Source organism: Yersinia sp. 1252 StPb PI, from assembly GCF_048593885.1.
In the GTDB taxonomy this organism is placed as follows: Bacteria; Pseudomonadota; Gammaproteobacteria; order Enterobacterales; family Enterobacteriaceae; genus Yersinia; species Yersinia enterocolitica_E.
This window is the reverse complement of the sequence record NZ_JAZGQE010000027.1, coordinates 1-23,821: the sequence shown is the minus strand read 5'-3', so window position 1 is coordinate 23,821 and position 23,821 is coordinate 1. Positions and strand designations below refer to the sequence as shown.

Sequence of the window (23,821 nt, the reverse complement as noted above, 5' to 3'; positions counted from 1 at the left end):
GAAGAGGTAGAGAAAACGCGTTAATAGAAAAAGAAATAAATATCCAGAGCTAACAGAATCAGCCACAAGCAGATATAGAGCAGTAGATGTTCCCGTACATTATTGATAACCATCGATAGCAATTTATTTAACATGCAGGGTGCCTGAGGCTAGAATCATCGTCCATTATAAGGATTTTTACTTTTATAAACAATAAGCTGGCAGGCTAAATTCCTGAGTTACAGCATGATAAAATAAATCATTTCTTGGGATAATATGGGCATTGTGGTGCGAATGGAAAAGATTGATATGTATTGATGATATTAAGTGAAATGTAACCGATTCTTTAACTGTAAGCGATAACTCACTATATTAATCCGGTTACATTATTTGTTAAGAACAAAAATCATATATACAGAAAATTTACTGAAAGGGAATGCTCCCTTTATTGGGACTCTCTATACACCAACGCCTTAGTATAAATATTTAAACACATTGTAAATAAAGCATAATTCCAAACGGTTTCTGACTTTTATTTTTTCGGTAATATGCCGTTTATGCGAATAAACTGTACTGTCACTGATATTTAACTTCCTGGCAATGCGGTAATTGGGCATCTCCATCATCCAGTAGCACATGACTTTATGCTCTTGTGGACTGAATAGGGATGCTGGACAGGGGTGATGTGGCTTACCGATACCCTCACTTGAAAAGTCCGATAGTCTTTGTAACAACGCCGGTAAGCGTCTTTTAGCCAAAATAGAGACAGAATCTGTCAGGGGTATCGGCGTTTCACTAAACGGATATGACGCATCCAGATAAATATAAACTTTAGCCCGCAGACAACAACTCAAAAATTGTGCTAATAATGGGCAATGTCCACCATAGCGACAATATTGGGTAAGGTTAACAATAATGACCTCAGGATCAAACTCATGAACAGCTAATGTAGCCTGTTCCACCGTAGGAACATCCATTAAATCGAGATATGAAGCGTTATTTAAATAAGTATTTACCCCTGATCGGGTATAAAAACATTCATCGATAATTAATATTTTCATGTGGCATACATCCTTGTCTAACAGCAACCATACCTGGCCGCATACAAGGATAAAGTAATCCCCTGATGCCTAAAACGTCAATTCGGGATTCACGATTGTTTTTAGCGGCTTTTACGAATATAAGACCCTGCTAATTATTAAATTTGCGGCGTTTTATATTAATAATGAGGTGGAAATGAGAGCGAGATATACCGATGACTGAAATAAAAAGAAACAGTCATCGGTAACAATCAAGTGCTGAACTCGCAGGTTACCGCATTACGGTTTGGCGAAGCGGGATAGCGAAAAGGCTGAAATATCAATAGGTGAGGGTTTATCTTGTGCGAAGAGCGCAGCGACTTCCCCCAATGCAGTTGCAAACTTAAATCCATGGCCACTTAAGCCTGTTACCACCATGATATTTTTGTTATCGGGTAATGTATCGATGATAAAATCTTCATCAGGGCTCATGTCATAACTGCATGCCGCGCCGTGCAGACAGACACCCACTCCCGGTAGGAAGTTACGTAAAAAGCCAAATACTTCGGTTCCATCCTCGGCATAACTGCCAAAGGGCTTACGTTGTGCCGCCGTTTCAATAGGCTGACCACCATTATGTTTGCCTAGTTTTAACTCGTCATTTTGCGAGGGGAAGCCGTAATAATGGATATTATCCGGTGTCTCGACGGTGAATGCCGGGAAATGATTCCCTTCGCTATAGCGGCCATCGGCATGGTGCCATGAAAACACTTTACGTATGGCGGTCACCGGTAATTCGGGTAACAGCTCTTTGATCCAGGTTCCGGCGGTGACAATCACTTTCTTAGCACTGTAGGTACCGTCTATAGTCACGACATCTACACCACCATCCAGCGGTTCGATAGCGGTAACCGGACAATTGAATAAAATACCGCAGCCTGCTTCTGTGACGGCTTTAATCAGCGTTTTAATTGCCAATTCAGAACGTAGATAACCTGATTGCGGTTCGAACACTCCAATATAATTATCCGGTACGGTAAATACCGGCCACTTTTCACGGATCTGGGCCGCGTTTAAGGTTTCAACCGGCAAGTTATATTGTTGAGCGCTGTGCTGCGCATTTTGCAGGAAAATAGAGTCATCTGGCCCAAGATTAAGCACGCCACTGGCCTGAAATAATGATTCACCTGTTTGAGCTGATAACTGGTCCCACAATGTTTGGGCACGCAAAACTAAGGGAACATATTTCTCACCTTCGCCATAGGCATGGCGAATGATCCGTGTATCACCATGGTGACTGCCTGCTTGATGAGGCGGCATGGCACTGTCAATCATCAGTACGTTTAAACCGGCTTGTGACGCATAGTAACCTGCGGCAGAGCCGACCGAACCGCTACCAATGACAATTAGATCATAATCCATATTTTGCATCCCGGGGAATATCGCCACCTGACTTTTTCAATAGGGTTTGTGCTAGCAATGTGTATTTATCGCGGCAATAACCCGAACGATTTAAATTAAAGGTAGCAACAGTGCTGATAAAAATTAAAACGATAGTAATAGCACGGGACCGAGAGGAGAAAAAGCGCTGTTAGCCATAGGGGGTGGGAATGGTTAATAAAAAGGCACTAAGTGATATTCACTCGTGCCTTTTTTGGCGAACATTAAACTCGTTTTCTGGTGGAAAAAAATTAATGTTTACGGTGATCGAGATCTTGATATTCCGATGACTCAATTTTAGCAATGCCTGCTTCTAAGATATTTATTAATTGGCGTGCAACATCGGTGGTTAACCAGAGCGTTCTATCAACCAGCGCATCTTCTGGCGGTTGATCCATGGAAGACAGGTAATGAAGACGTATCATCATAGCGTCGTATACATCTACAGTGCTGATATCCCAGCCTACAAGCGGGTGAGTCTGAATAACTTCATCATTTCTGTCCATAAAGACCCCTTATATAGTAGTTACTGACTGGAGTGACTAATGAGGATCAATGCGGCTCATTATCAAGTGAGCTTTTTCAGTATACGCAACCGCCGATAAATTTGGAGATTATCGCAAGATCTTTACAAATTATTTATTTTATGATGATTTGTTAATCAACAATAAATGGGTTAAAAGAAGTGGGTGAGTAAAGTAAGTTTAGACGCTTATATAAAAAAGCCGAGGAGCGACTCCCCGGCAAAACAGCATTACATTGGGTTACTCCGCGTCGAACCAGTCGTCAGCGCTTTCCCATATTTCTTGTAATATTTCAGAGATCAAATCTTTATCTGTTTTGGCACCACCTAAAACGGAAAGATTATTTGCTCCGGCATAACGTACTTGTACTGCGGTGGTGGTGTCCGGGAATTTGGTGTTGAGTCTTTTACTCAATTCATGGGTTAGTGCTTCGATAGCACCTGCGGGTAACGGGTTTTTTTTATCAATACTCACTTCAACACGCATATTTGGCCCTCCGAATATTTATACTGGTTATTTATACAGTACAAATATTCAGGTTGCAAGTGACTGATATAAAAATCGTCGCTGTAAAGGGTTAGCCCCTACAGCGGCGGTTATCAGCTTTTAACTGACCAATTGATAGTCTGACCGGCCAGGAAAGGAATCACCGATTCATCCCCTAATGGGATCTCTTCTGGTTGTTGGAAGGGGGCCTTAACCAATTCAACAATGTCTTCGTTAATCGGCAAACCATAGAAGCGTGGACCATTTAATGAACAGAATGCCTCAAGATGCTGTAGCGCATTCATCTCTTCAAACACAGTAGCATAAGCTGGTAGCGCTGATGGTGCGTTGAACACGCCAGCACAGCCACAGGATGACTCCTTACGATGTTTGGTATGGGGAGCGGAATCGGTTCCGAGGAAGAAACGGTCTGAACCACTGGCAACGGCCTGGCGCAATGCTTCTTGATGCGTGCTGCGTTTCAATATTGGCAGACAGAACAAGTGGGGGCGAATACCACCGACCAGCATGTGATTGCGGTTAAACATCAGATGCTGCGGGGTGATAGTTGCACCAAGGAAACGATTGCCTGCCAGCACGTAATCGGCCGCATCTTTGGTGGTTATGTGCTCGAAGACAATCTTCAATTCAGGGAATTGGCGACGTATCGGTTCCAGAATCTGTTCAATAAAGAGTGCTTCGCGATCAAAAATATCAACGGCAGCTTCTGTTACTTCACCGTGGATCAGCAGCGGCATACCTATCTTTTGCATTTGCTCAAACAACGGGTATATCGCCGGGATATCGGATACACCATGATTTGAGTTGGTCGTAGCATTCGCTGGATACAGTTTTGCCGCAGTAAATACGCCTTGCTCAAAGCCGGTGGTCAGTTCTTTGACATCAAGTGTATTGGTCAGATAACAGGTCATCAATGGCGTGAAGTTATGCCCGGCAGGTACTGCGGCTAAAATTCGTTCCCGATAAGCGATAGCACTGGCAACAGTCGTAATTGGTGGAGCCAGATTGGGCATGACAATGGCCCGGGCGAACACCTCGGAGGTATAGGGCAGCACGGTACTGAGCATTTCGTCATCACGTAAGTGAATATGCCAGTCATCCGGGCGGCGAATTTTCAGGGTTTGGGGTTGTGCAGTCATTCAACTAGCTCCGCAGTCATGATGAGATATTGGGGTTTTTATACTGTTTCCGGCGGGGTCTAAGGATAAGCGGAAAGTGCGCAGGATGCATCTGATTGTTAGGGTTAAGTTGAAAACAAGGCAAAAAGGGCATCTTATAGAGGGGCTCGGGATAAAATTGCCCGTTAGGGTGAGCTATTGATTAGCAGTAAAATACGCTAATTGAATGTACAGCATGGGAGAATAACTATGGAAGTCCGTGTCATCGCCAGTTTAGTGGCAAAACCTGAATTTATTGATGCAGTAAAAGAAGCGGTTCATTTGGTAATAGAACCGAGTCGTGAGGAGAAGGGGAATCTGCAATATGATCTCCATGCCGAAAGCGACCAGAAAGGTTCTTTTGTGTTTTTCGAACGCTGGGCATCTGATGATGCATTGGAAAAACATAATAAAACCGAGCACTTCAAAGCGTTTGTCAAAGCTGTTGAAGGCAAACTGGAAAACCTCGAAATAAAGAAACTGAAACAGATAGCCTGAGAGTGATCTCTGGTTAAAGATATCACCAATATAAAAAAACCCGCCTGATGGCGGGTTTTGTCTTTGCAATGTCTGGTCGGAATAATATTACATTTATTCGACAGATTGCGGTTTTGTTGCCGGCGCGGTTGCCTGAGTTGCCGCCGCATGGCCACCAGCAGAACCTTTACCTGCAAAATCAAAGACTGGACGTTCCCACTGACCTTTAGTCGGTGACTCTGGCGCGTAATCCGGTGCCGGTGCTTTGGTCATCGGTGCTGAAGCGTAATGTTTGAACACCACACCTTCAGGATGAGCGATAGCCGACTGTTGTGGCACAACAGCAACAGGAGCCTCAACCACAACCGTGTCACTTACACTAGCTTCGACAGCGATTTCTTCAATCAGCGGTTCTTCAATTGTCGATGTTTCAACAACGACTTCGGTCACTGCCTGTGTTTCAGCTACAGCGTCTTCCACCACAGTTTCAGCTACAACCGCGTCTTCCGCCGGTGTTTCAACAATAGTTGTTTCAACAGCAGCAGTTTCAGCAACAATGGTTTCTTCCACCACCGCTTCTTCAGCAGTTGTATCCTCAATTACCGTTTCCTGAACCACAGGTTGAGCGGTAGTTTCCGCAACGTCAGTTTCTTCAACGTCGGATACTGCTTCAACCGCTGCGGTAGTTTCAGCTTGCACCACCTCAGCGACAGCTTCAACGGTTGGTTCTACAGCAGTTGGCTCAACGGCAACAGGTTCTACAACCACTGGCACGACAACAGGAGCACGGCCAGGAACGGCTGCGGCTGAAGATGAAGAACCACCTGGTTTATGTTGCGCAGCAGGTGTCGGAGTGACAGTTTCAGTCACGGCGACGACGACAGGTGCGGCAACAACTGGGGCTGCTACAATCACGGCCGGAATATTAACCGGAGTCTCTACTGCGGCAACTGCTATTGGCAATTGTTGTTCAACCGGGTTTTCTACAAAAGCAGGTTCAACTGTTTGAGCTACCGGATAACGGACCCACACTTTGCCTGAAGCCATTTCTGGTGAGGCGAAAGCGCCGGCCAGTGGCATAGCAGATTGTGTCGGGTAACGCTCATCACGATAGCGACGGCGACGCTGGCCACTGACGCGCAGATGACGAGGTGAGCGGCGTGAACGACGTGGCATACCATTTTCATTATTGGCATTACTAACGTGAGTAGCTTCATCATCCGCTTGAACAGTAGTTTGTGGCAGTAATTTCACTTCTTCCTGCACAACTGGCGCTGCAATGCTTGCTACCGGTGCACTAACAGGATTTTCCTGGGCTGCATTTTCCAGCACATTCAGCTCATCATTGGCAGATTGAATACGGACTTTCTGATTCAATTGGCGGCGTTGACGACGCTGCATAACCTGTTGGCGTTCTTCTTGCTCAGGTTGCACATCTTCGACCACAACACTGACGGCGGCGATTTCTGCTTTGACTTCCTGTGGTGCCTGACGTTTATCATCCTGGCGACGGCGCTGACGATCACCGCGACGCTGTGGTTGCTGCTCGTCACGTGGCGCTTTATCCGTTTCAACAACGTCAGTTTGTGCTTGCGGCGCAGCAGTTTGCGCAACTGGACGCTTGTTGCGACGCTGATCTTCACGACCTTCGCGGTTCGCATTGTCACGACCACTGTTGTCACGGCTATTGCTATCACGGCCACTGTTGTCACGTGTGCTGTTATCACGGCCTTCACGTGGTGTACGGTCGCCTCTCTCTTTGCGGCCATTGTTCTGGCGACGAGGATTACGACGATCATTACGGCGGTTTTCGGTGGTTTCGGTTTTCTCGACCTCTACCGGTTTAACTTCTTCTTCCGATGTGCCGAATATACCTTTTAGGCCACTGAACAAACGGCTAAAGAAGCCAGGCTGTTCTGATGTAGCAGCAGATGCGGTTACTTGCGGCGCAACGCTTGGTTTAGCACTGACGCTAGCAGGTGCGGCTTCCGGTGGTACTTCGGTTGGCAGAGAGAATGTCGCCAACGCTGGTTGTTCTGGGCGTTTACGCTCAATCGTTGCTTCTTCTAACGGCTGCGCCATTTCTGCTTCATGCAGTTGTGGTAGCAGGTAGCTGAGAGAAGGAACCTCTTCGCCTTTACGTACCCGAAGAACAGAATAGTGCGGTGTTTGCATCTGATCGTTTGGCACGATCACCGCACGTACACCACCTTGACGTTTTTCAATGGCGTTGACTGATTCACGTTTTTCGTTGAGCAGATACGACGCAATCTGTACCGGTACAATGGCGTGAACTTCATGGGTATTTTCTTTCAGCGCTTCTTCTTCAATCAGACGCAGAATAGAAAGTGACAGTGATTCGTTGTCACGAACGGTACCGGTACCGCTACAGCGTGGGCACACGTGGTGGCTTGACTCACCCAGTGACGGGCTAAGACGCTGACGGGACATTTCCAGCAAGCCGAAGCGAGAGATTCGGCCAATCTGGATACGGGCACGGTCTTGGCGAACAGCATCACGCAGGCGGTTTTCAACTTCACGCTGATGGCGCACTGGTGTCATATCGATGAAGTCGATAACAATCAGACCACCGAGGTCACGCAAACGTAACTGGCGGGCAATCTCATCAGCGGCTTCAAGGTTGGTGTTAAACGCGGTTTCTTCGATATCGCCACCACGTGTTGCACGCGCGGAGTTGATATCAATTGCCGTCAGGGCTTCGGTGGTATCAATAACGATAGAACCGCCGGAAGGCAGACGCACTTCACGCTGGAACGCTGACTCAATCTGAGACTCAATTTGGTAGTGGCTGAATAAGGGGATTTCACCACTATACAATTTGATTTTGCTACTGAAATCCGGGCGACCCAGAGCGGCGATATGCTCTTTTGCCAGTTCGAGAACTTTAGGGTTATCGATCAGGATCTCGCCGATATCCGGGCGCAAATAATCACGGAAAGCGCGGACAATTACGTTACTTTCCTGATGGATTAAGAATGGCGCAGGGCGACCTTCAGCGGCTTTTTTAATCGCATCCCAATGCTTGAGGCGGAATGACAAGTCCCATTGCAGTGCATCAGCAGATTTGCCAACACCAGCAGTACGGACAATCAGACCCATGCCATCAGGCAATTGCAGGGAGGATAGGGCTTCTTTCAGTTCGGTGCGGTCATCACCCTCAATGCGACGGGAGATACCACCGGCACGTGGGTTGTTCGGCATCAGAACCAAATAACTGCCTGCCAGGCTGATGAAAGTTGTTAGTGCGGCACCTTTATTGCCACGTTCTTCTTTATCAACCTGAACGATAACTTCTTGGCCTTCGCGCAGCACATCTTTGATGTTTGGGCGGCCATGAGAGGAATAATTACTAGGGAAATATTCGCGAGAAATTTCTTTTAGTGGGAGGAAACCATGACGTTCAGCGCCGTAATCAACAAAAGCGGCTTCCAGACTGGGTTCGATTCGGGTGATTTTGCCTTTGTAAATATTCGCTTTTTTCTGTTCATGACCTGGGCTTTCAATATCCAAATCATACAGCCGCTGTCCATCTACAAGGGCAACACGCAACTCTTCTTGCTGAGTTGCGTTAATCAACATTCTTTTCATCTTTAACTTACTCGTTATTTTTACATTGGCGTTAGAACTGCGGGCAAAATAACCTCTATGGCCGGGTAAACCGATGACCCCGAGTCTTCTAGCAAAGCCGTCAACCTCACGGTTGTCGCCTGCATAGGGGCGCATTATTTCGGTAAGCCTGTGTTTCTTTCTGAAAAACAGCGCTTTTATATAAAGGGGCGCTTCTGAATATAAGACAACAGAGCAGACCCACTTGCCGGCCAAGCTGCAACCCGCAGCCCGCTAATTGCTTGATTTCACATTACGTCTTACGCCATTGCTGCGTTTTTGTGTGATCAGGCAAAGTTTATTATTCCACAAGTCTCTTGGTCTAACGAGAATCAACGCAGAATTAGTGACATTATTCCATTGCTGACACTGATATAGCAAGATGACTTTACCTGTCTACGTAAAGATTCTTTTACTGTTTTCACAGCGTTGGCGGCTATCGTTGTCTTATTAAACAATAAATGCGCGCAAACGTTATCTTTAAATAGCCAGACTGACAGTTAAGCACAGAAAAAGGGGTGGCGCTAATTCCTCGGTGTATTTAGAATCGCGCACCATGAAAACGAATAATCCAGTAGTACAATTAATCACCATTTCTGCCGACGAAGCCGGTCAGCGGATCGATAACTTTTTGCTCACTAAATTGAAAGGTGTGCCAAAGAGTATGATCTACCGCATCGTGCGCAAAGGTGAGGTTCGCGTTAATAAAGGGCGCATTAAGCCAGAATATAAACTGGTTGACGGGGATGTGGTCCGGGTACCGCCAGTGCGCGTCGCTGAGCGCGAAGAGGTTCAGGTCTCTGCCAAACTTGATAAAGTTGCGGCGTTGGCCGACTGTATTTTATTTGAAGATGACTATCTGTTGGTGTTGAACAAGCCTTCTGGCACGGCGGTTCATGGTGGCAGTGGTTTGAGTTTTGGTGTTATTGAAGCCTTACGTGCATTGCGCCCCGAAGCCCGCTTCCTTGAATTGGTTCATCGCCTTGACCGTGATACCTCTGGTGTCTTATTGGTAGCGAAAAAACGCTCTGCGCTGCGTTCTTTGCATGAGCAACTGCGGTTAAAAGGGATGCAGAAAGACTATTTGGCATTGGTTCGTGGTCAATGGCAATCTCACTGTAAAGCGGTGCAGGCACCTTTGTTGAAGAATATTATACAAAGTGGCGAGCGAGTGGTGAAAGTCAGCAGCGAGGGCAAACCGTCAGAAACGCGTTTTAAAGTTGAAGAGCGCTTTGAGCATGCAACGCTGGTCAAGGCCAGCCCGATTACTGGTCGTACTCACCAGATCCGCGTACATGCGCTCCATGCGGGTCACCCGATTGCTTTTGATGATCGCTATGGCGACCGTGAATTTGATCAACAATTGCAAGGAACCGGGCTGCATCGTTTATTCCTGCACGCGGCGGCATTACGTTTTGAGCATCCCAATAGCGGTGAAACTATGCGCATTGAAGCGCCACTGGATAATCAGCTACGCCACTGTTTGTTGATATTACGAAAGAAAGCAGCAGAAAAATAAATTGCCGCAATAAATAATTGAAGTAACAGGGCGCAAGTATCAATTGCGCCCTGTTTTGTTATTCAGTATTTACAGGAGCGGATTTACTCCCTGCTCAATCAGCATCTCGGTGAGGGCGATTAACGGCAGACCGATGAGTGTATTCGGGTCGCGCCCTGATAATTTATCAAATAGGGTAATACCCAATCCCTCACTTTTAAAACTGCCGGCACAATCCCATGGTTGCTCTCGCGTCAAATAACCGTCTATTTCTGCTTCACTTAGCGTTCGAAAATAAACGTCAAAAGTTTCGCACAGGCAGTTAATGCTGTTGGTTGCTGTATTCAATAGGGCCAGACCGGTATAAAAAGTGACACATTGTCCACTGGCCTGCTGCAATTGCTTCATTGCGTTTGCATAATTGTGGGGTTTCCCGACGATTAATCCGTCAATGACACAGACCTGATCAGAGCCGATTATCAGATGTTGTGGAAAATCTCCCGCCAGTGCCTGCGCTTTTGCACTCGCCAACCGCTGCACTAGCGCGCTGGCTTCTTCACCTGTCAGTGGGCTTTCATCGGTTTGTGGTGCCGCAGTAACAAAAGGTAATTGCAGCTTTTCCAGCAAAGTCCGACGATATGATGAGGTTGAAGCAAGAACCAGTTGCAGCATAATATTTTCCATAAACCGTAGCGTAATTTAATCAGGCATTTTAAACTGTCTGCCGCTTCGGAAGCGAATATTGGTGAAAGGTGCAGTAAAAAGGCCTTTTTCTTTGACTCTATGTCGTTACAAAGTTAATATGCGCGCCCTATGCAAAAGGTAAAATTACCCCTGACCATTGATGCGGTTCGTACCGCTCAGAAACGTTTAGATTACGCAGGTATCTATTCTCCTGAGCAGGTTACACGTGTAGCCGATTCAGTGGTAAGTGTGGACAGCGATGTCGTGGCCTCATTATCGTTTAATATCGATAATCAGCGCCTGGCGGTTATTACAGGTCACGCGGACGTCGATGTAACATTGATGTGTCAGCGCTGTAGTAACACGTTTGCACAACATGTTCATACAACGTATTGTTTTAGCCCGGTCGTCAATGATGAGCAGGCTGAAGCATTACCGGAAGCGTACGAGCCGATCGAAGTCGACGAATTTGGCGAAGTTGATCTGCTGGCTATGATTGAAGACGAAATTATTCTTTCACTGCCTGTCGTTCCGGTACATGATTCTGAACACTGTGAAGTGTCCGAGGCGGACATGGTATTTGGTAAACTGCCTGAAGAGGTGGAGAAACCGAATCCATTTGCCGTATTAGCCAGTTTAAAGAAAGTAATTAAGGAGTAAGGTCAATGGCCGTACAACAGAACAAACCAACTCGTTCCAAACGTGGCATGCGCCGTTCACACGATGCGCTGACCACTGCCACTCTGTCTGTGGACAAAACTTCCGGTGAAACTCACCTGCGTCACCACATCACAGCCGACGGTTTCTACCGTGGCCGCAAGGTTATCGGCTGAGTAGTACTTGCTAATCTTTAGCAAGGCGATACCTTGACTTGTCTAACCCTAGCGTTAGATGCAATGGGTGGGGATTTCGGTCCCCACGTCACAGTGCCTGCTTCATTGCAGGCACTGGCCTCTAATCCACGGCTTAAACTCCTGCTGGTCGGGAACCCCGACACCATCACTCCGTTACTTGTTAATGCCGATCCTTTGTTGCTGGCGAGGTTACAGGTCATCCCTGCTGAGCATGTTATTGCCAGCGATGCTAAACCCTCACAAGCTATTCGTGCCAGTCGTGGTACCTCGATGCGCATAGCGCTGGAGTTGGTCAAAAACGGTGACGCGGCAGCCTGTGTGAGTGCAGGGAATACAGGAGCATTGATGGGGCTGGCGAAGATGATGATTAAGCCACTAGATGGAATAGAGCGCCCGGCGTTAATGACTGTCATCCCAAACCAGCAACGCAGCAAGACGGTGGTGCTGGATTTAGGGGCTAACGTTGAATGTGATAGTACAATGTTGGTGCAGTTTGCTGTCATGGGGTCGGTGATGGCAGAAGAAGTTGTCGGTATTACCAACCCGCGTGTTGCTTTGCTCAATATCGGCGAAGAGGAAACCAAGGGGTTAGATAATATCCGCGAAGCCGCCGCAGTATTAAGAAATACACCGGCGATCAACTATATTGGTTATCTGGAAGGCAATGATTTGCTTACGGGTAAGACCGATGTGATGGTTTGTGACGGCTTCGTGGGTAACGTCACTCTAAAGACCATGGAAGGTGTGATAAGAATGTTCTTGTCACTGCTCAAATCATCGGGCGAAGGCAGTAAACAGTCCTGGTGGCTTAAACTCATTGGGCGCTGGCTGCAAAAACGTGTGGCAAAACGGTTCGGTCATTTGAACCCCGACCAGTATAATGGTGCATGTCTGTTAGGATTGCGGGGCATTGTAATCAAGAGTCATGGCGCGGCGAATCAACGTGCATTCGCAGTCGCAATCGAACAGGCGGTGCAGGCGGTGCAGCGGCAAGTCCCTCAACGGATAGCCGCGCGCCTTGAAGCGGTATTACCCAAGAGTGACTGATCGTACATGTATACTAAGATTCTCGGTACGGGGAGTTATCTGCCCGTACAAGTGCGCAGCAATGCTGATTTAGAAAAAATGGTGGATACGTCGGACGAGTGGATTGTCACCCGTACAGGTATTCGTGAGCGGCGTATTGCCGGCCTGGATGAAACAGTCGCGACCATGGGTTTCCATGCGGCTGAAAAAGCACTGGAGATGTCTGGGGTTAGTAAGGACCAGATTGGGCTGATTATTGTTGCTACCACCTCTTCAAGCCATGCTTTCCCAAGCTCGGCCTGTCAGGTACAGCAAATGCTGGGTATTAAAGATGCAGCCTCTTTCGATTTGGCAGCAGCCTGTGCGGGCTTTACCTATGCGCTGAGTGTGGCTGACCAATATGTGAAAAGTGGTGCGGTTAAGCATGCCATCGTGATTGGCTCCGATATGTTATCGCGCGCGCTGGACCCAGAAGACCGCGGTACGATTATTCTGTTTGGTGATGGTGCAGGTGCTGTGGTATTAGGCGCATCTGAACAGCCTGGCATACTGTCTACCCATTTGCATGCCGACGGCAGCTATGGGCAGTTGCTGGCACTGCCGTACCAAGACCGCCAAAAACAAGAGCAACCAGCCTATGTCACCATGGCCGGTAATGAAGTATTTAAAGTTGCGGTGACTGAGCTTGCCCACATTGTGGACGAGACATTGCAGGCCAACAATCTGGAGCGCAGTGCGCTGGATTGGTTAGTGCCGCATCAGGCTAACCTGCGTATTATTACCGCAACGGCGAAGAAGTTAGGCATGGGGATGGATAGAGTGGTGATAACTCTTGATCGTCATGGCAACACCTCTGCGGCATCTGTCCCTGCGGCGCTGGATGAAGCGGTGCGTGATGGGCGTATTCAACGTGGGCAGTTAGTGCTGCTGGAAGCGTTTGGCGGTGGCTTTACCTGGGGCTCTGCGCTGGTTCGCTTTTGATTTAACAGTACCTTTTTTGGTTTAACAGGACTTTTTTGATTCAACAGGAAAGAAAATGTCGAAATTTGCAATGGTATTTCCAGGCCAGGGTTCTCAATCCCTTGGCATGCTGGCCGATTTGGCCGCACAATTTCCGATAGTTGAAGCGACTTTCAGTGAAGCGTCGTCGGTACTGGGTTACTCCCTTTGGCAGCTAGTGCAGCAAGGCCCGGCAGATGAATTGAATAAAACGTGGCAGACACAACCGGCATTGCTGGCGGCATCTGTTGCAATTTGGCGTGTCTGGCAACATCAAGGCGGCAAGCTGCCGACAATGATGGCAGGTCATAGCTTGGGTGAATACTCAGCGCTGGTTTGCGCGGGTGTGATTGATTTCAAACAGGCGATCACTCTGGTTGAATTGCGCGGCAAACTGATGCAAGAAGCGGTACCAGCAGGCACCGGCGCAATGTACGCCATCATAGGTCTGGATAATGAATCCATTGCTAAAGCCTGTGAAGAATCAGCACAAGGTCAGGTTGTTTCGCCTGTCAATTTTAACTCGCCAGGCCAGGTGGTGATTGCTGGCAACAAAGAAGCGGTAGAACGCGCAGGGGTTGCTTGTAAAGCGGCCGGAGCCAAGCGCGCCTTGCCTTTACCGGTCAGTGTGCCATCTCATTGTGCGTTAATGAAGCCGGCGGCTGATAAGTTAGCCGCAGCACTGGAAAACATTGAATTCCAGGCGCCATTGTTCCCGGTTATCAATAATGTTGATGTGAAAACGGAAGTGTCACCAGAGGCTATCCGTAGTGCGCTGGTGCGCCAACTCTACAACCCGGTACGTTGGACTGAGAGTGTTGAATTTATGGCAGCAGAAGGTATTGAGCTGCTGTTAGAAGTTGGGCCAGGTAAAGTCTTGACTGGCTTGACCAAGCGTATCGTGGATACTTTAACCGCAGCACCGGTAAACGATGTTGCTACATTGACCAGCGCGCTTGAAAACTAAGAAAGAGGATAACATGAGCTTCGAAGGAAAAATTGCGCTGGTAACCGGCGCGAGCCGTGGGATTGGCCGTGCGATTGCAGAATTATTGGTCGAACGTGGTGCCCGGGTTATTGGCACTGCGACCAGTGAGAAGGGTGCAGAAGCGATTAGTGCCTATCTGGGTAGCAATGGCAAAGGCTATATGTTGAACGTCGTGGAACCCGCGTCAATCGATGCTGTTTTGACAGCGATTCGTGCGGAATTTGGCGAAGTTGATATTTTAGTGAATAATGCAGGTATTACGCGTGATAACCTGCTGATGCGTATGAAGGATGAAGAGTGGCAAGATATTATTGACACCGATCTGACTTCTGTATTCCGCCTGTCAAAAGCGGTAATGCGCGCTATGATGAAAAAGCGGTTTGGGCGTATCATCACCATCGGGTCTGTGGTTGGGACAATGGGCAATGCGGGGCAGGTTAACTACGCGGCAGCTAAAGCGGGTCTGATCGGTTTTAGCAAGTCTTTGGCGCGTGAGGTTGCTTCACGTGGCATTACTGTCAACGTTGTGGCACCTGGCTTTATTGAGACGGACATGACGACGGCGTTGACAGATGAACAACGCGCAGGCATTTTAGCCCAAGTACCAGCTAACCGGCTTGGGCAAGCTAAAGAAATCGCCAGCGCTGTTGCATTTTTAGCCTCTGACGAGGCCAGCTACATCTCTGGTGAAACGTTACATGTCAATGGCGGCATGTATATGATTTAAAAATCACGAAAGTATTTGCATTATTTGAGGTGAAAACCGCAAAATAGCGTAAAATCGTGGTTTGACCAGCCGAGATTTAGTTGCATCTTTTTCAACATTTTATACACTACGAAAACCATCGCGAAAGCGAGTTTTGATAGGAAATTTAAGAGTATGAGCACTATCGAAGAACGCGTTAAGAAAATCATCGTTGAACAACTGGGTGTTAAAGAAGACGAAGTGAAGAACAGTGCTTCTTTCGTTGAAGATCTTGGCGCGGATTCTCTGGACACCGTTGAGCTGGTAATGGCTCTGGAAGAAGAATTTGATACTGAGATTCCAGACGAAGAAGCAGAGAAAATCACTACTGTTCAGGCAGCTATTGATTTCATCAACGCTAACCAGCAGTAAGCGAACATGCTTTAAGTTTAGATAGTTAGGCGGTCACTCGACCGCCTAAGTTTTTTTTTGTCCTAAGTGTTATTTTCCCTCCTTGGAGGACAACCGTGTCTAAGCGTCGAGTTGTTGTGACTGGACTGGGCATGTTGTCTCCTGTCGGTAATACAGTAGAATCCACATGGAACGCTGTTCTTGCCGGGCAGAGTGGCATCAGCCTGATCGACCATTTCGATACTAGTGCCTATGCAACGAAATTTGCTGGCTTAGTAAAAGATTTTAATTGTGAAGAGTTCATTTCGCGTAAAGATGCACGCAAAATGGATGCATTCATACAGTACGGCATTGTTGCTGGCATGCAAGCCATGCAAGACTCAGGGCTTGAAATAACCGAAGCCAATGCTCCTCGTATCGGTGCCGCTATTGGTTCTGGTATTGGTGGGTTGGGTCTGATTGAAGAGAACCACACTGCGCTGGTGAATGGCGGGCCACGTAAAATTAGCCCGTTCTTCGTGCCATCAACCATTGTTAACATGATTGCCGGCCATCTGACCATTATGTGTGGTATGCGTGGGCCAAGCATCTCTATCGCGACTGCCTGTACTTCTGGTGTGCATAACATCGGTCAAGCGGCACGTATCATTGCTTACAATGATGCGGATGTCATGCTGGCAGGTGGCGCTGAAAAAGCCAGTACCCCACTGGGTGTCGGTGGTTTTGGTGCTGCTCGTGCATTGTCTACTCGTAACGATAATCCGCAAGCCGCAAGCCGCCCGTGGGATAAAGACCGTGATGGTTTCGTTCTGGGTGACGGCGCAGGCATGATGGTGCTGGAAGAGTACGAACACGCGAAGAAACGTGGTGCAAAAATCTATGCTGAAGTTGTTGGGTTTGGGATGAGCAGCGATGCCTATCACATGACATCTCCACCGGAAGACGGTTCAGGAGCAGCACTGGCAATGGTGAATGCATTACGTGATGCGGGTGTGACCCCATCTCAAATCGGCTATATCAATGCCCATGGCACATCGACTCCTGCTGGCGACAAAGCCGAAACGCAGGCAGTTAAGTCTGTATTTGGTGAAGATGCCCGCAAAGTGATGGTCAGTTCCACCAAATCCATGACTGGGCACTTGTTAGGTGCAGCCGGTGCGGTTGAGTCTATCTTCACTGTGCTGGCGTTGCGCTCTCAAGCTATTCCGCCAACCATTAATCTGGATAACCCGGATGAAGGTTGTGATTTGGATTTTGTTCCGCATGAAGCCCGTCAGGTAAAAGATATGGAGTACACCTTGTGTAACTCCTTCGGCTTCGGTGGCACTAACGGTTCTTTAGTTTTCCGCAAGGTCTAACTTCGGCTGTTAAGCTTCTGCTGCTAAAAAGGCCCGGTTTTCCGGGTCTTTTATTAGGTTAACCCCGCATCACTTAATGGCTCAACGTGAGTGTTGTCACTGCTAACGTCGCGCCACAGCGCCAAGTAAGAAAGAGATAACATCCCGCCATAATCACTGTCTTAATAAGAGATAAATCTGAAAACAGCCATTGACTAAATCTGCTACTGTCGCCACGTACAATTTTTATTTATGTACAGTATATATTTACTGGCAAGGTATATTTAGCAACTGAATGTATGGCAAACAATACCCCTCCCATTTAAAGAGAGTCTGAATGTTCTGGATTAATGGTATAGAGCAAAATTTGATTTCAGCGTCAGACCGCTCAGTGCAGTTTGGTGATGGCTGCTTTACGACGGCAAGGGTATCTCATGGTCGGGTAGTGTGGCTTGATAAACATATACTGCGCTTGCAACAGGCAACCGAACGCTTGTTGATGCCGACAGTAAACTGGAATGCCTTGACTAAAGAAATGGTCGAGGCGGCAAACCATACTGAAGATGGGGTACTGAAAGTGATTATTAGCCGGGGTAGCGGTGGGCGCGGCTACAGCGGTACTGCTTGTCAGCACCCTACGCGCATTATTTCGCTTAGTGATTATCCGGCGCATTATCATAGTTGGCGTGAGCGGGGTATTTCATTGGCATTAAGCCCGGTGACATTAGCTCGCAGCCCATTGCTGGCGGGTGTTAAGCATCTAAATCGCCTTGAACAAGTGTTGATTCGTGCGCATCTTGAGCAGACAGAGGCTGATGAGGCACTGGTGCTTGACACTGCGGGCCTGCTGGTGGAATGCTGTGCGGCTAATTTATTCTGGCGTAAAGGTGACGCAATATTTACCCCGGATTTAAGCCTGTCGGGTGTTGATGGCATCATGCGCCAGATGATTATTACTTGTCTGGCCGGGCATGGGCAGCAGGTAGCGATTGTGGCGCAACCACTGGAGGCACTGGCTGATGCGGATGAAATTATCGTGTGCAACGCGCTGATGCCGCTACTGCCTGTGAACCGCGCCGATAAATGGCTTTATCACTCGCGTCAGTTGTTTGATTTCCTGAATCAGCATTGTTGCGATGCATAACTGATGGTCTCAGCAGCATGTTGGTTTTAATGTATAGCGTTGATGACTACCTTTAATTTGAAGATGGCCACCCGATGAAAATAAAAAGCACCCGAGTTGTAATCCTTTTTGCCGCTATCTGTTTGGGATTAGTGCTGTTGGGTTATCAGAAAATACAACACTTTGCGGACCAGCCGCTGGCTATTCAGCAAGAAACCATCTTTAAACTCCCCGCCGGTACGGGGCGGGTCGCATTGGAGAATTTACTGCAACGTGACCACGTGATTAAAAACACCCGTTTGTTCCCCTGGCTGTTGCGTATAGAGCCTGAGTTGGCAAAATTTAAGGCGGGGACTTACCGTTTTACCCCTGGCATGACGGTGCGCGGCATGCTGGAATTACTCGCCAGTGGTAAAGAAGCACAATTTACCGTGCGCTTTATTGAGGGCAAGCGGCTACGTGACTGGCTGGATGAGTTGCAGCAGTCGAAGTACGTAAAACATGTTTTGGCCGGCAAAAGTGATAGTGAGATTGCGGTGTTACTGGGGTTAAAAGACAGTGATCACCCTGAGGGTTGGCTCTATCCTGATACCTACTCCTATACCGCCGGGACGACCGATCTGGCCTTACTCAAACGTGCCCATGCGAAGATGGAAAAGACAGTTGATGAAATTTGGCAAGGGCGAGAGGAATCTTTACCCTATAAGACACCGGGTGAGCTGGTCACCATGGCATCTATCATCGAAAAAGAAACCGCAGTAAATGAAGAACGCACTAAAGTCGCATCGGTGTTTATTAACCGTCTGCGGATTGGTATGCGCCTGCAAACTGACCCTACAGTCATTTATGGTATGGGTGACAAGTATAATGGCAACATTAGTCGTAAAGACTTAGATACACCAACACCTTATAATACCTATGTGATTTCTGGTTTGCCGCCTACCCCAATAGCCATGCCGGGGCTGGCATCACTGACGGCTGCCGCGCATCCGGCCAAAACCGCCTATCTCTACTTTGTGGCAGATGGTAAGGGCGGGCATACATTCACCACCAATTTAGCCAGTCATAACCAAGCGGTACGGGTCTATCGTCAATCGCTTAAGGATAAAAATGAACAGTAAATTTATCGTTATTGAAGGGCTGGAAGGGGCAGGGAAAACCACCGCCAGAGACACCGTGGTTGCCACGCTGCGCGCCCAAGGGATTAACGATATTGTTTTCACCCGGGAGCCGGGTGGAACACCATTGGCAGAAAAACTGCGTGATTTGATTAAACAAGGTATTGATGGTGAAGTCCTGACAGATAAAGCCGAAGTGCTGATGCTGTATGCCGCGCGAGTACAATTAGTTGAGAATGTAATTAAACCGGCGTTGGCTCGAGGCAGTTGGGTGGTGGGTGATCGCCATGATCTCTCATCTCAGGCGTATCAGGGAGGAGGGCGTGGCATTGATAGCCAACTGATGACGTCACTGCGTGATACCGTATTGGGTGAATTCCGCCCTGATCTAACGCTGTATCTTGATCTGCCGCCTGTGGTCGGTTTAGCACGCGCTCGTGCCCGTGGCGAGTTGGATCGTATTGAACAAGAGTCGCTGGCCTTTTTTGAACGCACGCGGGCACGCTATCTCGAACTGGCCGCCGCTGATAGCAGCATAAAAACCATCGATGCCTCCCAATCTCTTGAGCAAGTGAGCACATCAATCAGCCGGGTACTGACTCAATGGCTGGCCAGCCGGGAAACCGCATAATGAAATGGTATCCGTGGCTTACGGCCCCTTATCGCCAGTTGATAGGGCAGCATACTGCCGGGCGCGGGCACCACGCGTTATTACTCCACTCCTTGCCCGGTAATGGTGAAGCGGCGTTGATTTATGGCCTCAGTCGCTGGCTGATGTGCCAGCAGCGGCAAGGTGAGAAAAGTTGTGGTGAATGCCATAGCTGCCGTTTAATGCTGGCGGGCAACCACCCGGACTGGTATGTACTGGCACCGGAAAAAGGTAAAAGCAGCATTGGGGTCGAATTAGTGCGTCAGCAGATAGATAAGCTCTATTCCCATGCACAACAAGGTGGGGCTAAGGTGGTGTGGTTGCCACACGCCGAACTGTTGACCGATGCGGCGGCAAATGCCTTATTGAAAACCTTGGAAGAGCCACCGGAGAAAACCTATTTCCTGCTGGACTGCCATCAACCCGCCAGTTTGTTAGCTACGCTGCGTAGCCGCTGTTTTTACTGGTATTTGGCCTGTCCAGATACTGCACTCAGTTTGCAATGGCTGCAACGCCAGATTCAGGCAGAACCGGTGACGGCGCTGGCCGCGCTTAAATTGAGTGAGGGCGCACCCTTGGCAGCCGAGCGGTTGTTGCAACCGGAGCGCTGGACTCTACGAAATGCGCTGTGTAACGCGCTCAGTAGTGCATTGAACAGTTCGGATCTACTGTCATTGTTAGTGCAGTTGAACCATGATGATGCAGCTGAACGCCTCCAATGGCTCTCTTCGCTGCTGCTGGATGCTTTGAAATGGCAACAAGGTGCTGGCGAGTTTGCTGTGAATCAGGATCAATTGTCGCTGGTACAACAGTTGGCGCTCGTAGCCACCACACCGGTGTTGCTTCAGTCAACGCAACAACTGGCAAAATGCCGTCATCAATTATTATCTGTCGTCGGTGTCAACCGTGAATTGTTACTCACTGAGTTGTTACTTAACTGGGAAACCGCGTTATCCACCGGCACCTATTCCACCTCACCTTGATTGTACACTCAACGTAATTGGCGTTGCAGCGGCTGGCCGAAGGATGGGCCGAGTAGCGAATATAGCTAACACCCCTGCGGCTACCATTATGAAAAGTATGGAAGAGTTTAATATTATGTTGTTAGTAGATTCACACTGCCATCTTGATAGCCTTGATTACCAGATGCTGCACAGCAGCGTCGATGATGTATTAGCCAAAGCAAATGCGCGGGATGTCGGTTTCGTCCTGGCGGTAGCCACTACGTTACCGGGCTTTTCTGCCATGACATCCCTTATTGGCGAACGCCAAAATGTGGCATTTTCATGTGGTGTTCATCCGCTGAATCTCGATGGTGGCTATGATTTCCAGCAACTCAGAAGTCTTGCCGCGGCAGATAATGTGGTGGCGATGGGCGAGACCGGGCTGGATTATTTTTATCAGCAAGATAATATCCCGCTGCAACAAGCCTCTTTCCGTGAACATATTCGTATTGGTCGTGAATTAAACAAACCGGTGATTGTGCATACCCGCGATGCGCGTGAAGATACACTCGCAATTTTGCAGGAAGAGCAGGCGCAGGAGTGTGGTGGTGTTTTACATTGCTTTACAGAAGACAAAGCCACGGCAGCAACGCTGTTAGACCTCGGTTTTTATATCTCATTCTCGGGGATTCTCACTTTTCGTAATGCGGAACAACTGCGTGATGTGGCCCGTTATGTTCCGCTGGATCGGATATTAGTAGAAACCGATTCACCTTATCTGGCTCCGGTTCCCCATCGTGGCAAAGAGAATCAACCAGCCTATGTCCGTGATGTTGCAGAGTATATGGCAGTGCTGAAAGGCGTGAGTCTTGAATCACTGGCGCAGGCGACGACTGACAACTTCTGCCGGTTATTTCATCTGGACCCTTCCCGGCTCGCCAGTGAAAATAGCTAGCATCCTTAATAATACTTTTTTTTAAGCTCGTAATTAATCCCCGGAACGAGTAATGTTCTCACCCGATTTATTGGGTGAGGGCAGGGCTTGTTGACGTTTTTTTACAAAAAATGCGCGATTTGATGCAAGTTAAGCGCTTTCTTGAAAGAAACGTGACTGCCATCAAACATTAAGCAGGCTATTTATTTTACTCTTCGTAAAAATTAAAAGGGTGCTTTAGACACCCTTATTCGCAAAGGCTTACTCCCCCCTTTGTAATGCCAATAAACGCGAGAAACAGCAGAAAAGCACTATTACTCAGGAGCACACTCAACTATGTTTAAGAACGCATTTGCAAACCTGCAAAAGGTAGGTAAATCGCTAATGCTACCGGTATCCGTCTTACCCATCGCAGGTATTCTGCTGGGTGTCGGTTCCGCGAATTTTAGCTGGCTACCAACAGTAGTCTCTCACGTAATGGCAGAAGCGGGCGGTTCCGTCTTTGCTAACATGGCATTAATCTTTGCTATTGGCGTTGCACTCGGCTTTACCAATAACGACGGTGTATCCGCGTTGGCGGCAGTTGTTGCTTACGGCATCATGGTGAAAACCATGGCTGTGGTAGCGCCTCTGGTCTTGCATCTGCCAGCAGAAGAAATTGCGGCCAAGCATTTAGCCGATACTGGGGTACTGGGCGGGATTATTGCAGGTGCTATAGCCGCCTACATGTTCAACCGCTTCTACCGTATTCAGTTACCTGAATATCTCGGTTTCTTTGCGGGCAAACGCTTTGTTCCGATTATTTCTGGTTTCACCGCTATCTTCGTTGGTGTGATCCTGTCCTTCGTATGGCCACCTATCGGTACTGCGATCCAGACCTTCTCCCAATGGGCGGCTTACCAGAACTCAGTCGTTGCTTTTGGTATCTACGGCGTAGTTGAACGTGCGCTGGTACCATTCGGTCTGCACCATATCTGGAACGTACCATTCCAAATGCAAATTGGTGAATACACCAACGCAGCAGGTCAGGTATTCCACGGTGACATTCCACGTTACATGGCGGGTGACCCAACTGCCGGTAAACTGTCTGGTGGCTTCCTGTTCAAAATGTACGGTCTGCCAGCCGCTGCGATTGCGATTTGGCATTCAGCCAAACCGGAAAACCGCGCTAAAGTGGGCGGGATCATGATCTCCGCAGCACTGACCTCATTCCTGACGGGTATCACCGAACCAATTGAATTCTCCTTCATGTTCGTGGCACCAATTTTGTATGTTATCCATGCAATTTTGGCCGGTCTGGCGTTCCCAATCTGTATTCTGCTTGGGATGCGTGACGGTACCAGCTTCTCCCATGGTTTGATTGACTTCATTGTTCTCAGTGGTAACAGTAGCCGTATCTGGCTGTTCCCTCTGGTGGGTATTTGCTACGGTCTGGTGTACTACACCATCTTCCGTGTGCTGATTACCAAACTGGACCTGAAAACACCGGGTCGTGAAGAGACAACCACTGAGCAAACTGTCCAGGGCGGCACAGAAATGTCAGCGGCACTGGTAAATGCGTTTGGTGGTAAAGAGAACATCACTAACCTGGATGCTTGTATTACCCGTCTGCGTGTCAGCGTGGCGGATGTTTCCAAGGTTGACCAACCTGGTCTGAAGAGACTGGGTGCTGCGGGTGTAGTGGTCGCAGGTTCTGGTGTTCAGGCTATCTTCGGGACTAAATCAGATAACCTGAAAACAGATATGGACGAATATATTCGTAACCATTAATTCAGGTTTGGGGAGTGCAAAGGGGAGGCGAAAGCCTCCCTTTTTTTATCTTTTTCACATTGATTTTATTG

Annotated in this window: 24 protein-coding genes; 16 read left to right on the top strand and 8 right to left on the bottom strand. The window is 48.2% G+C overall.

Translation table 11 applies throughout. The features are described from left to right. Positions 1-20: 20 nt before the first annotated feature. The 6 genes from V2A85_RS06500 to pyrC form a co-directional block, all read right to left on the bottom strand. On the bottom strand, positions 21-134 hold the full coding sequence (locus tag V2A85_RS06500) for a DUF2770 family protein (RefSeq protein WP_005183270.1): 114 nt from the start codon (positions 132-134) through the stop codon (positions 21-23). A 318-nt stretch (positions 135-452) separates the two neighbouring features. Further along, positions 453-1,040 (bottom strand): response regulator transcription factor, encoded by a 588-nt coding sequence (locus V2A85_RS06495; RefSeq protein ID WP_420071092.1) that lies wholly within the window; start codon positions 1,038-1,040, stop codon positions 453-455. Between the two features lie 258 nt (positions 1,041-1,298). Next, the gene (gene solA, locus V2A85_RS06490) at positions 1,299-2,420 is read right to left on the bottom strand and encodes an N-methyl-L-tryptophan oxidase (protein ID WP_372559280.1); all 1,122 of its coding nucleotides are present in this window, start codon (positions 2,418-2,420) and stop codon (positions 1,299-1,301) included. Between the two features lie 269 nt (positions 2,421-2,689). Continuing rightward, on the bottom strand, positions 2,690-2,944 hold the full coding sequence (bssS, locus tag V2A85_RS06485; RefSeq protein WP_032813201.1) for a biofilm formation regulator BssS: 255 nt from the start codon (positions 2,942-2,944) through the stop codon (positions 2,690-2,692). Between the two features lie 258 nt (positions 2,945-3,202). Continuing rightward, on the bottom strand, positions 3,203-3,448 hold the full coding sequence (dinI, locus tag V2A85_RS06480; RefSeq protein WP_145557180.1) for a DNA damage-inducible protein I: 246 nt from the start codon (positions 3,446-3,448) through the stop codon (positions 3,203-3,205). Between the two features lie 113 nt (positions 3,449-3,561). Further along, a complete protein-coding gene (gene pyrC / locus V2A85_RS06475; RefSeq protein WP_420071091.1) occupies positions 3,562-4,608 on the bottom strand; it encodes a dihydroorotase in 1,047 nt (348 codons plus the stop codon). 228 nt (positions 4,609-4,836) lie between these two features. Between pyrC and V2A85_RS06470 the strand changes: the two genes are divergently transcribed. Beyond that, positions 4,837-5,124, top strand: a complete 288-nt coding sequence (locus V2A85_RS06470; RefSeq protein ID WP_372559278.1) for a putative quinol monooxygenase — start codon at positions 4,837-4,839, stop codon at positions 5,122-5,124. Between the two features lie 93 nt (positions 5,125-5,217). Here the strand turns inward: V2A85_RS06470 and rne are convergent, their stop codons facing one another. Beyond that, the gene (rne, locus tag V2A85_RS06465; protein ID WP_420071099.1) at positions 5,218-8,712 is read right to left on the bottom strand and encodes a ribonuclease E; all 3,495 of its coding nucleotides are present in this window, start codon (positions 8,710-8,712) and stop codon (positions 5,218-5,220) included. A 574-nt stretch (positions 8,713-9,286) separates the two neighbouring features. Here rne and rluC point away from each other — a divergent pair. Further along, entirely contained in the window at positions 9,287-10,249 is a 963-nt protein-coding gene (gene rluC / locus V2A85_RS06460) for a 23S rRNA pseudouridine(955/2504/2580) synthase RluC (RefSeq protein ID WP_372559277.1), read from the top strand. A gap of 69 nt (positions 10,250-10,318) precedes the next feature. Here rluC and V2A85_RS06455 read toward each other — a convergent pair whose 3' ends face one another. Further along, positions 10,319-10,900 carry a Maf family protein gene (locus tag V2A85_RS06455; protein ID WP_372559276.1) on the bottom strand — a complete coding sequence of 194 codons (582 nt, stop codon included), beginning with the start codon at positions 10,898-10,900 and terminating at the stop codon, positions 10,319-10,321. Between the two features lie 141 nt (positions 10,901-11,041). On the opposite strand from V2A85_RS06455, the gene yceD reads away from it, so the two are divergent. From yceD to ptsG, 14 genes are all read left to right on the top strand, one after another. Continuing rightward, on the top strand, positions 11,042-11,572 hold the full coding sequence (yceD, locus tag V2A85_RS06450) for a 23S rRNA accumulation protein YceD (protein ID WP_083158518.1): 531 nt from the start codon (positions 11,042-11,044) through the stop codon (positions 11,570-11,572). Positions 11,573-11,577: 5 nt separating this feature from the next. Further along, positions 11,578-11,745 carry a 50S ribosomal protein L32 gene (gene rpmF / locus V2A85_RS06445; RefSeq protein ID WP_002210931.1) on the top strand — a complete coding sequence of 56 codons (168 nt, stop codon included), beginning with the start codon at positions 11,578-11,580 and terminating at the stop codon, positions 11,743-11,745. Between the two features lie 33 nt (positions 11,746-11,778). Beyond that, positions 11,779-12,813: a phosphate acyltransferase PlsX gene (gene plsX / locus V2A85_RS06440; RefSeq protein WP_372559275.1), complete on the top strand. Its 1,035-nt coding sequence runs from the start codon at positions 11,779-11,781 to the stop codon at positions 12,811-12,813. Between the two features lie 6 nt (positions 12,814-12,819). Further along, a complete protein-coding gene (locus tag V2A85_RS06435; protein ID WP_083158520.1) occupies positions 12,820-13,773 on the top strand; it encodes a beta-ketoacyl-ACP synthase III in 954 nt (317 codons plus the stop codon). Positions 13,774-13,828: 55 nt separating this feature from the next. Next, on the top strand, positions 13,829-14,758 hold the full coding sequence (fabD, locus tag V2A85_RS06430) for an ACP S-malonyltransferase (protein ID WP_372559274.1): 930 nt from the start codon (positions 13,829-13,831) through the stop codon (positions 14,756-14,758). 13 nt (positions 14,759-14,771) lie between these two features. Further along, on the top strand, positions 14,772-15,506 hold the full coding sequence (fabG, locus tag V2A85_RS06425) for a 3-oxoacyl-ACP reductase FabG (protein WP_083158522.1): 735 nt from the start codon (positions 14,772-14,774) through the stop codon (positions 15,504-15,506). Between the two features lie 153 nt (positions 15,507-15,659). Further along, entirely contained in the window at positions 15,660-15,896 is a 237-nt protein-coding gene (acpP, locus tag V2A85_RS06420; protein ID WP_002220787.1) for an acyl carrier protein, read from the top strand. A 95-nt stretch (positions 15,897-15,991) separates the two neighbouring features. Beyond that, positions 15,992-17,233, top strand: coding sequence for a beta-ketoacyl-ACP synthase II (gene fabF / locus V2A85_RS06415; protein ID WP_372559273.1), 1,242 nt, complete (start codon positions 15,992-15,994; stop codon positions 17,231-17,233). A 316-nt stretch (positions 17,234-17,549) separates the two neighbouring features. Further along, positions 17,550-18,356, top strand: coding sequence for an aminodeoxychorismate lyase (pabC, locus tag V2A85_RS06410; protein ID WP_420071090.1), 807 nt, complete (start codon positions 17,550-17,552; stop codon positions 18,354-18,356). A 74-nt stretch (positions 18,357-18,430) separates the two neighbouring features. Beyond that, positions 18,431-19,456: an endolytic transglycosylase MltG gene (gene mltG / locus V2A85_RS06405; protein ID WP_083158525.1), complete on the top strand. Its 1,026-nt coding sequence runs from the start codon at positions 18,431-18,433 to the stop codon at positions 19,454-19,456. After that, positions 19,446-20,084: a dTMP kinase gene (gene tmk, locus V2A85_RS06400; protein WP_083158526.1), complete on the top strand. Its 639-nt coding sequence runs from the start codon at positions 19,446-19,448 to the stop codon at positions 20,082-20,084. The genes mltG and tmk overlap by 11 nt, the downstream gene beginning before the upstream one ends. Next, positions 20,084-21,085 carry a DNA polymerase III subunit delta' gene (gene holB, locus V2A85_RS06395; protein WP_420071089.1) on the top strand — a complete coding sequence of 334 codons (1,002 nt, stop codon included), beginning with the start codon at positions 20,084-20,086 and terminating at the stop codon, positions 21,083-21,085. Before tmk ends, holB begins: the two co-directional genes overlap by 1 nt. A 115-nt stretch (positions 21,086-21,200) precedes the next feature. After that, positions 21,201-22,001, top strand: coding sequence for a metal-dependent hydrolase (locus V2A85_RS06390; RefSeq protein ID WP_420071098.1), 801 nt, complete (start codon positions 21,201-21,203; stop codon positions 21,999-22,001). A 315-nt stretch (positions 22,002-22,316) separates the two neighbouring features. Beyond that, positions 22,317-23,750 carry a PTS glucose transporter subunit IIBC gene (gene ptsG / locus V2A85_RS06385; protein WP_083158528.1) on the top strand — a complete coding sequence of 478 codons (1,434 nt, stop codon included), beginning with the start codon at positions 22,317-22,319 and terminating at the stop codon, positions 23,748-23,750. The last annotated feature ends 71 nt before the right edge of the window (positions 23,751-23,821 follow it).